This is a genomic window from Novosphingobium sp. THN1, from assembly GCF_003454795.1.
Taxonomy (GTDB): Bacteria; Pseudomonadota; Alphaproteobacteria; order Sphingomonadales; family Sphingomonadaceae; genus Novosphingobium.
Genome location: NZ_CP028347.1, coordinates 3183801 through 3197620, shown reverse-complemented (window position 1 = coordinate 3197620; position 13820 = coordinate 3183801). Strand labels below are relative to the sequence as shown.

Annotated in this window: 13 protein-coding genes; 8 read left to right on the top strand and 5 right to left on the bottom strand. The window is 63.5% G+C overall.

The window, feature by feature from the left end; all coding sequences use genetic code 11:
* Positions 1-26 precede the first annotated feature (26 nt).
* Together sucD and sucC are read right to left on the bottom strand one after the other, a co-directional pair.
* Positions 27-917: a succinate--CoA ligase subunit alpha gene (sucD, locus tag C7W88_RS15690; protein ID WP_118074255.1), complete on the bottom strand. Its 891-nt coding sequence runs from the start codon at positions 915-917 to the stop codon at positions 27-29.
* Positions 917-2116: an ADP-forming succinate--CoA ligase subunit beta gene (gene sucC / locus C7W88_RS15685; protein WP_118074254.1), complete on the bottom strand. Its 1200-nt coding sequence runs from the start codon at positions 2114-2116 to the stop codon at positions 917-919. Before sucC ends, sucD begins: the two co-directional genes overlap by 1 nt.
* Positions 2117-2542: 426 nt before the next feature.
* Here sucC and C7W88_RS15680 point away from each other — a divergent pair, with 426 nt between their 5' ends.
* Positions 2543-3355 carry a ferredoxin--NADP reductase gene (locus C7W88_RS15680; protein ID WP_118074820.1) on the top strand — a complete coding sequence of 271 codons (813 nt, stop codon included), beginning with the start codon at positions 2543-2545 and terminating at the stop codon, positions 3353-3355.
* Positions 3356-3511: 156 nt separating this feature from the next.
* The gene (locus C7W88_RS15675; RefSeq protein ID WP_118074253.1) at positions 3512-4024 is read left to right on the top strand and encodes a PA2169 family four-helix-bundle protein; all 513 of its coding nucleotides are present in this window, start codon (positions 3512-3514) and stop codon (positions 4022-4024) included.
* Positions 4025-4041: 17 nt separating this feature from the next.
* Here C7W88_RS15675 and C7W88_RS15670 read toward each other — a convergent pair whose 3' ends face one another.
* Entirely contained in the window at positions 4042-4692 is a 651-nt protein-coding gene (locus C7W88_RS15670; protein WP_240344712.1) for a TetR/AcrR family transcriptional regulator, read from the bottom strand.
* Between the two features lie 109 nt (positions 4693-4801).
* Between C7W88_RS15670 and C7W88_RS15665 the strand changes: the two genes are divergently transcribed.
* The 6 genes from C7W88_RS15665 (at position 4802) to C7W88_RS15645 (ending at position 10925) form a co-directional block, all read left to right on the top strand.
* A complete protein-coding gene (locus C7W88_RS15665; RefSeq protein ID WP_118074819.1) occupies positions 4802-5719 on the top strand; it encodes a sugar phosphate isomerase/epimerase in 918 nt (305 codons plus the stop codon).
* Complete coding sequence (locus C7W88_RS15660; protein WP_118074251.1) at positions 5712-6116, top strand: DUF6379 domain-containing protein; 405 nt, start codon at positions 5712-5714, stop codon at positions 6114-6116. Before C7W88_RS15665 ends, C7W88_RS15660 begins: the two co-directional genes overlap by 8 nt.
* A 90-nt stretch (positions 6117-6206) precedes the next feature.
* Entirely contained in the window at positions 6207-7094 is an 888-nt protein-coding gene (locus C7W88_RS23825) for a TonB-dependent receptor plug domain-containing protein (protein ID WP_240344711.1), read from the top strand.
* Positions 7073-8584 (top strand): TonB-dependent receptor, encoded by a 1512-nt coding sequence (locus tag C7W88_RS23820; protein WP_240344710.1) that lies wholly within the window; start codon positions 7073-7075, stop codon positions 8582-8584. The genes C7W88_RS23825 and C7W88_RS23820 overlap by 22 nt, the downstream gene beginning before the upstream one ends.
* A 90-nt stretch (positions 8585-8674) precedes the next feature.
* Positions 8675-9592: an alpha/beta hydrolase gene (locus C7W88_RS15650; RefSeq protein ID WP_118074818.1), complete on the top strand. Its 918-nt coding sequence runs from the start codon at positions 8675-8677 to the stop codon at positions 9590-9592.
* 1 nt (position 9593) lies between these two features.
* The gene (locus C7W88_RS15645; protein WP_118074250.1) at positions 9594-10925 is read left to right on the top strand and encodes a family 1 glycosylhydrolase; all 1332 of its coding nucleotides are present in this window, start codon (positions 9594-9596) and stop codon (positions 10923-10925) included.
* On the opposite strand, the gene C7W88_RS15640 is transcribed toward C7W88_RS15645, so the two are convergent.
* Both C7W88_RS15640 and C7W88_RS15635 read right to left on the bottom strand, forming a co-directional pair.
* Positions 10922-13234, bottom strand: a complete 2313-nt coding sequence (locus tag C7W88_RS15640) for a molybdopterin cofactor-binding domain-containing protein (RefSeq protein WP_118074249.1) — start codon at positions 13232-13234, stop codon at positions 10922-10924. The genes C7W88_RS15645 and C7W88_RS15640 overlap by 4 nt on opposite strands.
* Complete coding sequence (locus C7W88_RS15635) at positions 13231-13752, bottom strand: (2Fe-2S)-binding protein (protein WP_118074248.1); 522 nt, start codon at positions 13750-13752, stop codon at positions 13231-13233. Before C7W88_RS15635 ends, C7W88_RS15640 begins: the two co-directional genes overlap by 4 nt.
* Positions 13753-13820 lie beyond the last annotated feature (68 nt).

Sequence of the window (13820 nt, the reverse complement as noted above, 5' to 3'; positions counted from 1 at the left end):
CAAATTCTCAAGCCAAGGCTTTGGGTTTACACCCTTTCCTTCAGCACTTCGGCCAGCGTCTCGCCCAGCAGGCTGGGCGAGGCGGAGACCTTGATGCCGGCGGCTTCCATCGCCGCGATCTTGCTTTCGGCGTCGCCCTTGCCGCCCGAGACGATGGCGCCGGCGTGGCCCATGCGGCGGCCCGGAGGCGCGGTGCGGCCCGCGATGAAGCCGGCCATCGGCTTCTTGCGGCCACGCTTGGCCTCGTCGATCAGGAACTGCGCGGCCTGCTCCTCGGCGTCGCCGCCGATCTCGCCGATCATGATGATCGACTTGGTCGCCTCGTCGGCCAGGAACAGTTCGAGCACGTCGATGAAGTTGGTGCCGTTGACCGGGTCGCCGCCGATGCCGACAGCCGTGGTCTGGCCGAGGCCGATGGCCGAGGTCTGGAACACCGCTTCATAAGTCAGCGTGCCCGAGCGCGAGACCACGCCGACCGAGCCTTCCTTGAAGATCGAACCCGGCATGATGCCGATCTTGCACTGGTTGGGCGTGAGCACGCCGGGGCAGTTCGGGCCGATCAGGCGGCTCTTCGAACCTGACAGCGCGCGCTTGACCTTGACCATGTCGAGCACGGGCACGCCCTCGGTGATCGCCACGATCAGCTCCATCTCGGCATCGATCGCCTCGAGGATGGCGTCGGCGCAGCCCGAAGGCGGCACGTAGACGCACGATGCGGTCGCGCCGGTCACGGCCTTGGCCTCTGCCACGGTGTCGAACTGCGGCAGGCCGATGTGCGTGGTGCCACCCTTGCCGGGGGTCACGCCGCCAACCATCTGCGTGCCGTAATCAAGCGCAGCCTGCGTGTGGAAGCTGCCGGTCTTGCCGGTCATCCCCTGCGTGATGACCTTGGTGTTCTTGTCGACGAGAATGGACATTATGCGACCTTCCGGACTTCAGCGACGATCTTCTTGGCGGCATCGCCAAGGTCGTTGGCGGGGACGATGGGCAGGCCCGAGTTGGCGAGGATGTCCTTGCCCTGCTGGACGTTGGTGCCTTCGAGGCGGACGACGAGGGGAACCTGCAGGTTCACTTCCTTGGCCGCGGCGACGATGCCGTCAGCGATGATGTCGCACTTCATGATCCCGCCGAAGATGTTGACGAGAATGCCCTTCACCGCCGGATCCTTGAGGATGATCTTGAACGCCGCGGTGACCTTCTCGGTCGTCGCGCCGCCGCCCACGTCGAGGAAGTTCGCCGGGAATTCGCCGTTCAGCTTGATGATGTCCATCGTCGCCATGGCAAGGCCGGCGCCGTTGACCATGCAGCCGATGTTGCCGTCGAGCTTGATGTAGGCAAGGTCGTACTTGCTCGCTTCGATCTCGGCCGGGTCTTCCTCGGTCTCGTCGCGCAGCGCGACAACGTCTGGGTGGCGGTAGAGCGAGTTCGAATCGAAGCTCATCTTGGTGTCGAGGACGAGGAGGTTACCGTCCTTGGTTTCCACCAGCGGGTTGATCTCGAGCATGTCGCAATCCAGCGCGACGAAGGCGTTGTAGAGCTGCTCGGCGATCTTGCCGGCCTGCTTGTTAAGATCGCCCGTGAGCTTGAGCGCATAGCCGACAGCGCGGCCGTGGTGCGGCATGAAGCCTTCGGCCGGATCGATCGTGATCGTGGCGATCTTTTCCGGCGTCGAGTGAGCGACTTCTTCGATGTCCATGCCGCCCTCGGTCGAGACGATCATGGCAACGCGGCTCGAAGCGCGGTCCACCACCATCGACAGGTAGTATTCCTTCGCGATATCAACGCCATCGGTGATGTAGAGGCGATTGACCTGCTTGCCCGCCTCTCCGGTCTGCACCGTGACGAGGGTGTTGCCGAGCATCTCCTTGGCAAAGGCTTCGACTTCCTCGATGCTCTTGGCCAGGCGCACGCCGCCCTTGGCATCAGCCGGGAGTTCCTTGAACTTGCCCTTGCCGCGACCGCCCGCATGGATCTGCGCCTTGACCACGTAAAGCGGCCCCGGAAGCTGCTTGGCCGCAGCAACCGCTTCCTCAACCGTCAGCGCCGCAATCCCCGCCGGAATGCCGACACCAAACTTCGCAAGCAGTTCCTTCGCCTGGTACTCATGGACGTTCATTCAACATCTCCTTGGCGCCGAGCGCCATATCGACCACCAGCGTTCAGGGGACACGAAGACCGCTGCCCTTTCAGACTGGTGCAAAGTTCGTGAAGGTGCGCTCACCATCCTGCACTTGCAGCCATCTGGCTGGTCGGAACTCTCCGTTGGTCCGGAATTTCCGACAGAACAGGTTAGCCGAGCGGCCTTCCGCGCAGCCTCCGTGCATTCCGGCGGATGGCGTGTCAAATGCAATTCCGCAAACTTGCGAATCTCCGATTTGCAACTATCCCGCACTGCGGCATTGGCCGCTTACGTTACGTTACCTGCACGAAAGACCATATCGCCTCTGGCCAGCGATTCGTGGTTTATGGAAAGATCAGGGACGTATTTTCCTGCAGGACAAACTGCAGACCCTGCCCCTCCGATACGGGGATGCTTTCCATGATGAGCGATCGCAAGGCGGCGCTGGCAGCGCTCGGCCAATCCAATACGCTTACCGTCGAGACGATCCAGTCGGTCCGCCACTGGAATGCGCACCTCTTCAGCTTCACGATCACGCGGCCTGCATCGTTCCGCTTCCGCTCCGGCGAGTTCGTGATGGTCGGCCTGCCGATCGAGGGCAAGCCGCTGCTGCGCGCCTATTCGATCGCCAGCCCGGCCTGGGGCGAGGAGCTCGAGTTCCTGTCGATCAAGGTGCCCGATGGCCCTCTGACGTCACGCCTGCAGCATTGCGAGATCGGCGATCCGGTGCTGCTGGGGCGCAAGCCTACGGGCACGCTGGTTGCCGATGCGCTTACTCCGGGAAAGCGACTTTTCCTGTTCGCCACCGGTACCGGACTTGCACCATTCCTGTCGCTGGTTCGCGATCCCGAGATTTACGAGCGCTTCGGGCAGATCGTCGTAGTCCACTGCGTGCGCGACGTTTACGACCTTGCCTATCGCGAAGAGCTTGAGGGCCATCTGGCAGGCGATCCGCTGGTCCAGGACCAGGCCCTGCTGCAATTGATCTATGTGCCGACGGTGACCCGCGAGGAGTTCCACACCAAGGGGCGCATTCCGCACCTGATCGAAAACGGCCGGCTGTTCGACGGGCTGCAAGGCCCCGCGGCGCTGGACCCGGCGACAGATCGCGTCATGCTTTGCGGCAGTATCGCAATGATCAAGGGGCTGACGGCGATGCTGGAAGAGCGCGGCTTCGTCGAAGGGTCCAATTCGCGGCCTGCGGACTTCGTGATCGAGAGGGCGTTCGTCGGTTAGGTATTCGCGCGGTATGTGCGCACCGGCAAGAAGAATGAAAAATCGACGGTCTGCCTTGCGCGTAGGTTATGATGGTACTCAACCAATTGAAATGACTGGACCCTGCAGGGCGCGCTGACCGTTTGGAGCACAGACCCCCTGCATGGAGAGCTCCAGATGGATTCGAGCAACGCCAACTACACCACCTCATCTGCCATGAACGGAACGACTGCGACCGGCGGCGATCCCGACGGCGATGTCACCGTTCTCAACACGTTGATTGCCACCTTGCTCGACAGTGTCGAGGGCTACCAGAAGTCGGCCGAGGACCTCGACAACGAGCAGTACCGGCGCATGTTTCTCGACCGGGCGCGCGAGCGTCAGTCGGTTGTCACCAGGCTGCAGGCCGCGGTCGGCCAGCTTGGTGGCAAGCCCGAGGATGACAGCTCGACGATGGGTTCCATCCACCGCGCGTTCGTGGATCTCAAGGCAGCGGTGATGGGCCGCGATGACAAGGCAATCATCAACGAGGTCGAGCGCGGCGAGGACTATCTCAAGGAGAAGTTCGAAACCGCGATGAACAATGCCGACCTTTCAGCAATCGCAAGCCAGGCCGTCAACGAGGCCTGGGGTTCGGTCCGCGAGGGGCACGACCAGATGAGCGCCCTGAAGCATGGACTTGGTGGCTAAGCCAAAAGCCTTTCAACTCAGGCCATCAGCCTGAGTGCCTGCCGGACGATCTCGGGAGCGAGTTCGTCCGGCATTGGCTCCTCCGGGTGGCCGCGCAGCATCGCCCGGTTGGTCTGCAGAGCAAAGCCGAAAATGGCGCTCCAGATCGTGGCGATGCGCAGGCTGCGTTCACGCTCGGACAGGTGCCCCGTGGCGCGCGTGACCTCGCGGCGGAGCATCTGGAAGCCCACCTCCTGTTGGGGAGCGAGCTCAGGCGCAAGCTGCGGGCGAACCAGTTCGCTTTCATACATCAGCGCGAACATGTTCGGATTTGCGGCGGCAAACCGGATGAAGTGCAGCAAGTTGGCGAAAAGCACGTCCTCTGGCGCCTTTGCGACGGCTTGCTCGGTTTCGGCAAACAGCCGACGATAGCCTTCGAGGGCAACCGCAACGAGCAACGCCCGCCGATCCGGGAAATGGTGATACGGCGCGCCCGGGGAAACGCCGATCTCTTCGGCCAGCTTGCGAATCGACAACCCCTCATGGCCCTCCCGCGCCACGAACGAAAAAGCGGCGGCGAGAAGCTCGCTGCGTAGATCATCGCGGTGTGAAGGCTTGCCCCGCCGTTCCCGTATCGCTGTGTTCCCCGTCATTTCTGCAGCTTTGCTTGGTTTGGCGGCAATGCGCAAGGCGCTTGCACACCCTCTTGCGCTTCTATTGATCATCGATTAATAGCTGCCTTAATAAGCGGTGATCAATAGCGTCAATCCGGACGCCGCCGCGGCAGGAGAGGTTGGCGTGAGCAGCTTCAAGTACGGCGTATCGCTGTACAGCTATACCGACGACTTCGGCACGGTGATGACGCTCGACGATGCGTTCGATCACGTTGCCGACACGGGTTCCACCGGCATCGAAATCCTCGGCGAGACGAGCGTGCCACTCTATCCGGAGCCCCCGGTTGCGTGGATCGACGACTGGTTTGCAAAGCTTGAGCGCTACCAGCTCGAGCCGACGAACTTCGCCTGCTGGGTCGACACCCGCATCCAGCTTGATCGTAACATGAGTGTCGAAGAGGGCGCGGCGCAGATCGCGCAGGATCTGCGTCTGGCGCACAAGCTGGGCTTCAAGTTTATCCGGCCCAAGTTCGGCGTTATTGATCATGACCTGACGCCCGACCCGATCTGGGAAGGCGCGGTCGAGCGCAATCTCGATCTGGCGCACCAGCTCGACCTGGTGATCCTGCCCGAGATCCATTCGCCGACGCCGATCCGCCATCCCGTCACCGATGCCTATGTGGAGTTCATCGAGCGTACTGGCACGAAGAACTTCGGTCTGATGATCGACACCGGCATCTTCCAGGATCGTCCGATCGATCACTGGGGCGGCGGCATCACCGACGAGATCAAGAAGGGCGCGCTGAGCTTCCTCAACGGCATCAACACGCCGGTCGAGCATCTGGCCGACGTGATCCAGTACGTGCCGTTCATACAGGCGAAGTTCCACAACATCGACGAGAACCTGCACGACCACCAGATCCCGTGGGAGCGCATCGTGCCGATGCTCAAGAAGCTGGGCTACGCCGGTTATCTTTCGAGCGAATACGAGGGCAAGCGCGACCCGTGGGTGGCGATCGAGCAGGTGCGCCGCCAGCACGCGCTGATCCGCAAGCTCGAAGAAGAATACGACGCCGCCAACATGGAGACGGCCAATGCTTGAGCGCAGCCATATCCAGAGCACCGGCTTCCGCAACGTGGGGCCCGAGGGCGCCCGCACCGGCTTCGAGGTGCGCATCCGTCAGGCCAACTACCGCTCCTCGCGGTTGAGCCTGATCGAAGGCGTGGACATCACCGTCGACGGAGTGGTCTATCCGGCCGAGGGCAACCTGTTCCGCCTTGGCGAAAAGGCCTACACCCGCGAGGAGCTGAACGAAGCGACGCAGACGCGCCTCTACGTGGGCGACTACTTCACCGTGGTCGTCCCGAAGGAAGGCGGCCTGACGCGCGGGGTTCATCTCGTCGGCAGCGCGATCCGCTACCGCCACCCCTATTTCCCGCCCGAATTCCAGCCCGCCATCGTCCGCAACGAACGCCACGCGACGATCATCCTGCCCTGATCACCACCGTTCAGGGCAAGACGCCGGGCGCGCGGGCCGGCGGGGCATCAGTCTCATCCGCGTTGGTCAAATGAGTGGGAGGATAAGCTCATGAACATTCACAGGAAGACCCGACTGATCCAGTCGGCATCGGTTGCAGCCATCGCGCTGTTCTCGTCGGTCCCGGCTTTCGCGCAGGCTGCAGACGATCAGGCGGCCGAAGAGGCCTCGGCGCCAGGCGAGATCATTGTCACCGCACAGCGCCGCAGCGAGAATGTGCTGAAGGTTCCGGTCAGCGTGACCGTGGTCGGAGCAGAGCAACTGATCCAGCGCGGCGCCAACGATCTCACTGCCGTGACCAAGCTTGCGCCGAGCCTTCAGGTGGCACAGGACAACACCTTCTCGGTCCGCGGCGTCGGCACGGCCACGTTCTCGAATACCGTCGAAGCCAGCGTGTCGCAGGTGATCGACGATGTGGTGCTCGGCAACCGTGAATATGCCGCCAATGCGTTCTACGACGTTGCTCGCGTCGAAGTGCTGAACGGGCCGCAGGGCCTGCTGTTCGGCAAGAATGCTTCGGCCGGTCTGGTCAACATCACCACCAACAAGCCCAAGCTGGGCGAGTTTTCCTTCAGCGCCGATGGCGAACTCGTGCAGCGTGCGCGCCCGGGCGACGACGGCACCGGCTACCAGATCCGCTCGACCGTCAACGCTCCGCTTGGCGACAAAGCTGCGCTGCGCCTCAACGCAATCTACAGCGACCAGGACCCGATCACTGTCGGGAAGGTCAACCCGAACGTCCGCAACGATCTCGGTCTCGAGAACCTCGGCCTGCGTGCAAAGCTGCTGTTCGAACCGACCGACAACCTCTCGGTTTATGTCATCGGCGATTACAACCGCCAGCGCGGCATCACTGGCCGCTATGACATCACCTTCCGCCAATTCGGCCCGGCAGCCAGTACCCGGCACGTGGCCTTGTGGCAGGTACGGAAAACCTGAACTTCGCTGCAGAAGCGCCAAACTTCCGTGACAGCGATACCGGCGGTCTCCAGGCCAACATCAGCCTGCAGCTTGGTAACGGCATGGAGCTGAGCAGCATCACCGCGTGGAAGCAGGCCAAGGTCGACTTCCAGTTCGATTCCGACCAGACCCCGTTCAACTTCTTCAGCTTCAATGGTGCGAACCAGAAGTATGACCAGTACTCGCAGGAGCTGCGCCTTGCCCTGCCGAGCGGCAATGCCCTGACCGGCCAGTTCGGGCTTTATTACTACCGCTCCGTGGGCAACAACTCGGGCTTCCGCGGCGGCAACAACGGCGTTCCCGATTTCGTGGCCGTCGGCTTCCCGTTCTGCATCGGCGCAACCGTCACGGCGGGACCGCCGCCCGCGTGTGGCGTGAACAACCGCTCGTTCCTCGGTCAGGACTTCCAGTACCGCCTGCAGAACGACAGCTACGCTGCGTTCGGCCAGCTCGGCTACCAGCTGACCGACACGTTCAAGCTGACTGCAGGCGCGCGCCTGACCTACGAAAAGGCGCAGATCAACCTGCGGGAGAATTTCGGCAACTACTTCGTCACGCTCGGCGTGAAGAAGAACGTGTCCGACCAGTCTACCGACGCTACCGATCTCAGCTACAAGCTGGGCTTCGATTGGCAGGCGACGCCTGACCTGATGGTCTACGGCTTCTACGGCGAAGGCTTCAAGGGACCGGGCTTCTCGAACACGGCTCCGGCTCCAAACGCAGACCTCGCGGTTCGTCCGGAAATCTCGCGCGGTGGTGAACTTGGCATCAAGGGCAAGGCGCTCGATGGCGCGCTGACTTTCAGCCTCTCGGGCTTCTACACGAAGTTCTATGACCTGCAGGTTCAGGCATTCGTGCAGGCGCTGCGCACCTTTGTGCTGGGCAATGCGGCGACGGCAACGACCAAGGGAGTCGACTTCTCGTTCCAGGCACGGCCGTTCGAGGGACTGACCCTGTCGGGTTCGGCGTCCTATGCCGATGCGACGTTCGACGATTACCCCGGCGCACAGTGCTACCCGACCCAGACGACCGGCGGATGCAAGGCCGACATCAACTCGTCGCTCCCCGGCTTCGTCGGCACGTTCAACGCCAAGGGCTACCAGTTGCCGCTGTCTTCAAAGTTTACCGCGACGCTCGGCGCTGAATATGCTGCGCCGATCTCCGATGGCCTCGAAGCGCAGTTCGGGATCGGATACTATCACCGCTCACCGCAGTCGGCCGGTATTGGCGCGCCGTTCACGATCCCGACCTGGGACACGATCGACCTGCGCGCCGGGGTGAAGGCAGACAACTGGAACCTCAGCCTGTTCTGCAAGAACTGCACGAACGAGATCCGCCCGATCTCGGTCGGGTCTGACGGTGGCGATGCAAACCCGGTTGGGGTCGCTCCGCCAGTGCTGACGTTGAACCAGCGCTTCAGCTTTGAATCGGTCCGCACCATCGGCGTTCGTGCCGGCATCAACTTCTGATGTGATAAGGGGTCGCTACTGCAGGGTGGCGGCCCCACTTTCTGCTGCATCCGGCCGAGACCGGAGCAGTTCCGGATAAGGATGGACCTGATGACCGTTCGCACAGTTCGGCGCTCGATGCTTTGCCTCAGTCTCGTGCTCACAGGGGCTTCGTCGGCCTACGCGCAGACAGGCATCTCAACCGAAACGGTTGCTGCGCCCACGCAACCCAACACCATCACACTGCAGACTGCCGAAAAGGCGGATCGCGAGGTCTGGCATCCCAGCGACAACGGCCGCTATGCCGTGCGCAACGTCACCCGGCCGACGCTGACCGTGTTCCAGCCCGTGGGCAAGCCATCCCCGGCATCCGTCATCATCGCTCCCGGTGGTGCGTTCCTCGGCCTCGAGATGGACAAGGAAGGCTGGGAAGTCGCGCGCTGGTTCGCCAACCATGGCGTGACGGCCTTCGTTCTCAAATACCGCACCTTGTCGACGCCGCCCGACCAGAAGGTCTTTGTGGCGGAACTCGACAAGATGATTTCCGGGCAGAAGGCCGCTTTCGCGCCGCCTGCCGAAACGCCTGCGGAGGCTCTGGCCGACGGCATAGCTGCGCTGCGACATGTGCGCGCGAACGCCGCGCAGTTCGGGATCGATCCGAAGAGGGTCGGGTTCATGGGTTTTTCCGCTGGTGGTTTCCTCACCCGCAGCGTGGTGGAGAAGGGCGGCGCCGACCGCCCGGACTTCGCCGCGCCGATCTATCCCAACATGGCTGCCATGACCGTGCCTGCCGATGCGCCGCCGATGTTCGTGGCGATTGCCGCCGACGACTTCCTGCTGGCGCGCGAGAAGGGACTGCCGCTGCTGGACAGCTATCGTGCGGCGGGCAAGTCGATAGAGTTCCACCTGTTTTCCTCAGGTGGCCATGGCTTCGGGGCTGGACCTGCCGGCTCGCCCGAGGAAGGCTGGCTTGACCTGATGTACCGGTGGATGCGCACGCAAGGCCTGCTGGCAACGGAGAAGAAGTAAGATGATCAATCGTCGCAGCGTGATGGCCTCGGCCGTGGCTCTGGGAGCTTCCGCTCTGGCCGGCAGCAACGCGCTGGCACGGGCTGCGAAGATCAGGCCAGTGGACCCGAAGTTCCCCGACGGCTTCCTGTGGGGCGCCGCCACGGCCGCACACCAGATCGAAGGCAACAATCTCAACGCGGACTTGTGGGTGATTGAAAACGTCCCCGGCACGATCTTTGCCGAGCGCTCGGGCGATGCGGCAAACAGTTTCGAGCTGTGGCCGGTCGATCTCGATCTGGTGAAGGGGATGGGCCTGAATTCCTATCGCTTCAGCCTTGAATGGGCGCGGATCGAGCCGGACGAGGGCCATTTCTCCAACGCCATGCTCGATCACTACAAGGCGATGATCGAAGGATGTCGGGCGCGTGGCCTAAAGCCGGTCGTTACCTTCAACCACTTCACCACGCCGCGCTGGTTCGCGGCCAAGGGCGGATGGCACAGTCCGGAATCGCCAGCTTTGTTCGCCCGCTTCTGCGATCGCGCCGCGCGGCACCTGGCTGCCGGCATCGAGCTTGCGACCACGCTCAACGAACCCAACCTTGCTGGCGTGATCGGAGAGATCCTGCCGCCGCAGTTGCTGGCGGGTGACAAGGCGACGCAGGAAGCCGCCGCGAAGCAGCTTGGCGTGCCGCTCTATACGCCGGGCGTCTCGCTCTACATCAAGGACCCGAAGACCTACCGCGCCAACATGATGGAAGGCCATCGCCGGGGCCTCGCTGCGATCAAGGCGGTTCGGCCTGACCTTCCGGTCGGCGTGAGCCTTGCGATGCTTGATGATCAGGCCGTCGGCAAGAATTCGATGCGCGATCAGATCCGCGAGCGCTACTACAATGAATGGCTGCGCTTGGCGCGAGATACCTGCGATTTCATCGGCGTCCAGAATTACGAGCGCAAGATGTGGAGCGACAAGGGCGAGGTGCCCGCGCCTGCCAATGCGCGACGGAACACCGGTGGGACCGAAGTATGGCCGGGATCGCTCGCAGGGGCGGTACGCTATGCCCACGAGGTGACGAAGCTGCCAGTCTACGTCACCGAGCATGGCGTCAACTCTGACGACGACACCCTGCGCCAGTGGCTGATCCCTAACGCGCTCACAGAGCTGAAGCGCGCGATGGACGATGGTGTGCCGGTGCGGGGATATATCCACTGGTCACTGATCGATAACTTCGAGTGGGGTTTCGGCTATCGCTACCGCTTCGGGCTGCATTCATTGAACCGCGAGACCTTCCAGCGCACGGCCAAGCCCAGCGCCGAAGTGCTGGGCTCGATCGCGCGACGGAACTCGCTCTAGGCCAACGCCGCCTTGACGTACTCTGGTCGCAGCGGCAGGCGCCGAACCGGCTTGCCGGTCGCGTCCAGCACCGCGGCAGCGATGGCGGGGCCTGCCAGCGCATTGGCGCTTTCCGAACCCTGACCGTAGTTGCCCGCAGCAAGGTTGGTTTCGAACACCACCTTGATTTCGGGCGCTTCGGCCATGGTCAGGATCGGGTAGCTTGCCCAGTCGGCTGCGGTAATCGCGCCGCGATCGAAGCTGACTTCTTCGTGCAGCGCCTGGCTGACGCCCATCAGGCATCCCGCCTGGATCTGGCGGCGCAACTGCAGCGGATTGATGACGATGCCGACGTCAGCGACCATGGTCATCCGTTCGACCCTGACCTCGCCGGTTTCGGGTGTGACCGCAACGTGCGCGGCGCAGGCCCAGTAGCCGTTGTCGCGCAGCATGATCGACATGCCACGGCCCTTGGCCACGCCCTTGCCGTTGGCCCGGGCGCCTGGCGCAGGGGAGGGACGGCTGTCCCAATCGGCTTCGGTCCGAAGCTTCTCGATGATCGCCTTGAAGCGCGGGTCGGTAACGTGGTCGAGCCGGAATTGCAGCGCATCCTTGCCGGCAAGCATGGCTGCCTCGCTCATCGCCACTTCGCGCGGGAAATTCTGCTGGAACTGGATCGGCGTGCGCATCGAATGGTCGCGCAAGCCCACGGCGATCGGCGATTCCTTCTCGCCGATCTGCCAGGTGCTCCTCGCCTTCTCGCGCACGGCGGGGACGTTGCCGTAGACCCAGATATCCTGCATCTCGTTGACGCCGTTCTGGAAAAGGTCCTTGGTGACGGGGGCAGGGGAATCGATCACCGGCAGTCCTGCAAGGATCGCACCGACAAGGCGGTCATCCTGCATCGGCGGCACGCGGTGTTCGGCTGCGTACCCCGCGATCCGCCCATCCTTGTCGAGCTTGATCGCGATATCGGCCAGTGCGCAGGAGGATTGCGTGGTCCACTGCATCTCGTCCGCGCGCATCCACTGCACGCGCACCGGCCGGCCCAGTTCGCGCGAAAGAAGCACGGCTTCGTCCTCGCTCCCTGCGCTGCCGCCATTGGAGCGGCCATAGTGGCCCGATCCGGGATAGGTGCGCACCACCACCTTGTCCTCGCCGACGCTGAGCATCTTGGCGATCATGTGGCGCAAGTGCTGAGGGTTCTGGCTGAGGGTGTGCAGCGTGACCGATCCGTCCGGGCGGTAATCGGCCAGCGTCACCATCGGGCTGATCGGGGCGTGCTTGTGATAGGGCAGGAAATACGATGCCTTGTGCTGGCGCACGGCAGGCACCTTATCCGGCTCGCCCTTGTTGGCCGCGCCATCGCGTGACGGAAATGTTGTCCAGTCAGCCTTCGAGCGCAGGTGGTCGACCAGCCCTTCATGGCCGGGCAGGCCCTGCCAGTCGCTCCACTGCGTCTCGGCGGCAACGGCTTGCGCAGCCTGCACCGCCTCCCACTCGTCGGGCGAGACGACGGCGAGCAGGTTGCCGATCCTCACCAGTCGCGCGCCTGGGTACTGCGCGCCATCGAGCTTCCCGGCCTTGACCAGCTTCGAGCCGAGCGTCGCGGGGTGGATGGTACGGGCGTGGAGCATGCCCGGCAGCTTGACGTCGCCGACCCAGACCGCTTCGCCCGAAACCTTGGGCCGGGTCATCGGATTGGCCGAAGGCTTGCCGATGATGGTGTATTCCGACACGGGCTTCAGCGGCGGCTCGCCCTTGACCGTGAGGCCCATCGGGCTGGTCAATTCGCCCTCGACCGGGATCGTCAGCTTGAGGTCCTGGCCCTTGACCAGATCGGCATAGCTGATCGCCTTGCCGCCGCCAGAGATGACGCCGTCCTTGACACTCAAGGCCTTGCGATCGACCCCAAGCTTGCCCGCTGCGAGTTCCAGCGCGGCCTCGCGCATGTAGGCGGCAACCTTGCGCAGGTTCTGGACATAGCCGAGCAGCCAGAACGTGCCGCCGCCGTCTGGCGTGCGGTCGGTGTCTCCGGTGATCACGGTCGTCATCGCCGAGAGCGGGACGCAGAGTTCCTCGGCGACGATCTGACGATAGGCCGTGTTAACGCTGCTCTGGCCGAAATCGCATTTGCCGGTGCGGATCGTGACCGTGCCGTCGGCCAACAGTTCGATCCAGTTGGCGGGTGCACTGGCATCGAGCGATGCGGGCGCGGCGGTGGCCGATGCCTTGACCGGCATGCTTACCGCGACGGCAAGCGCCCCGCCGGTGCCGATGAACGCGCGGCGGGACAGCCTTGCGCCGTTGATGTCGAGGGCTGCGCTCATGCCGCGCCTCCTTCGGCCATCAGCTTGGCCGCGCGGTGCGCGCCTTCGAGGATCGCCGCATAACTGCCGCAGCGGCACAAGTGTGGCGAGGGGCCGGAGTTGGTCAGTGCTTCGCGGATATCCGCGTCGGTCGGCTTGGGGTTCGCCTCGAGCAGTTCCGTGACCTTGATCATCATGCCGAACTGGCAGATCCCGCATTGCGGCACCTGTTCGTCCACCCAGGCCTGCTGGACCGGGTGCAGTCGCTGCGGGTCGGGCGCGAGGCCCTTCTTCTCGGCCCAGCGCGCGGGCAGCCCGTCAACCGTGGTGACCGGCTTGCCCTCTACCGCCGCCACAGGCGTTACGCAGGCGCGCACTTCCTCGTCGCCGAGCAGGACTGAGCAAGCCCCGCATTGCGCGAGGCCGCAGCCGAACTTGACGCCCATCACGCCAAGCTCGTTGCGCAGCACATAGAGCAGCGGCGTGTCCGGCGAGGCCTTCACCTCGCGCTGCTGCCCGTTGACGACGATCCTGGTCACACCAAACTCCCCCACCGTGAATGGACTGTTCTATCGGCAAATTCCGCCTTTGAACAGCAAGGGAGGGC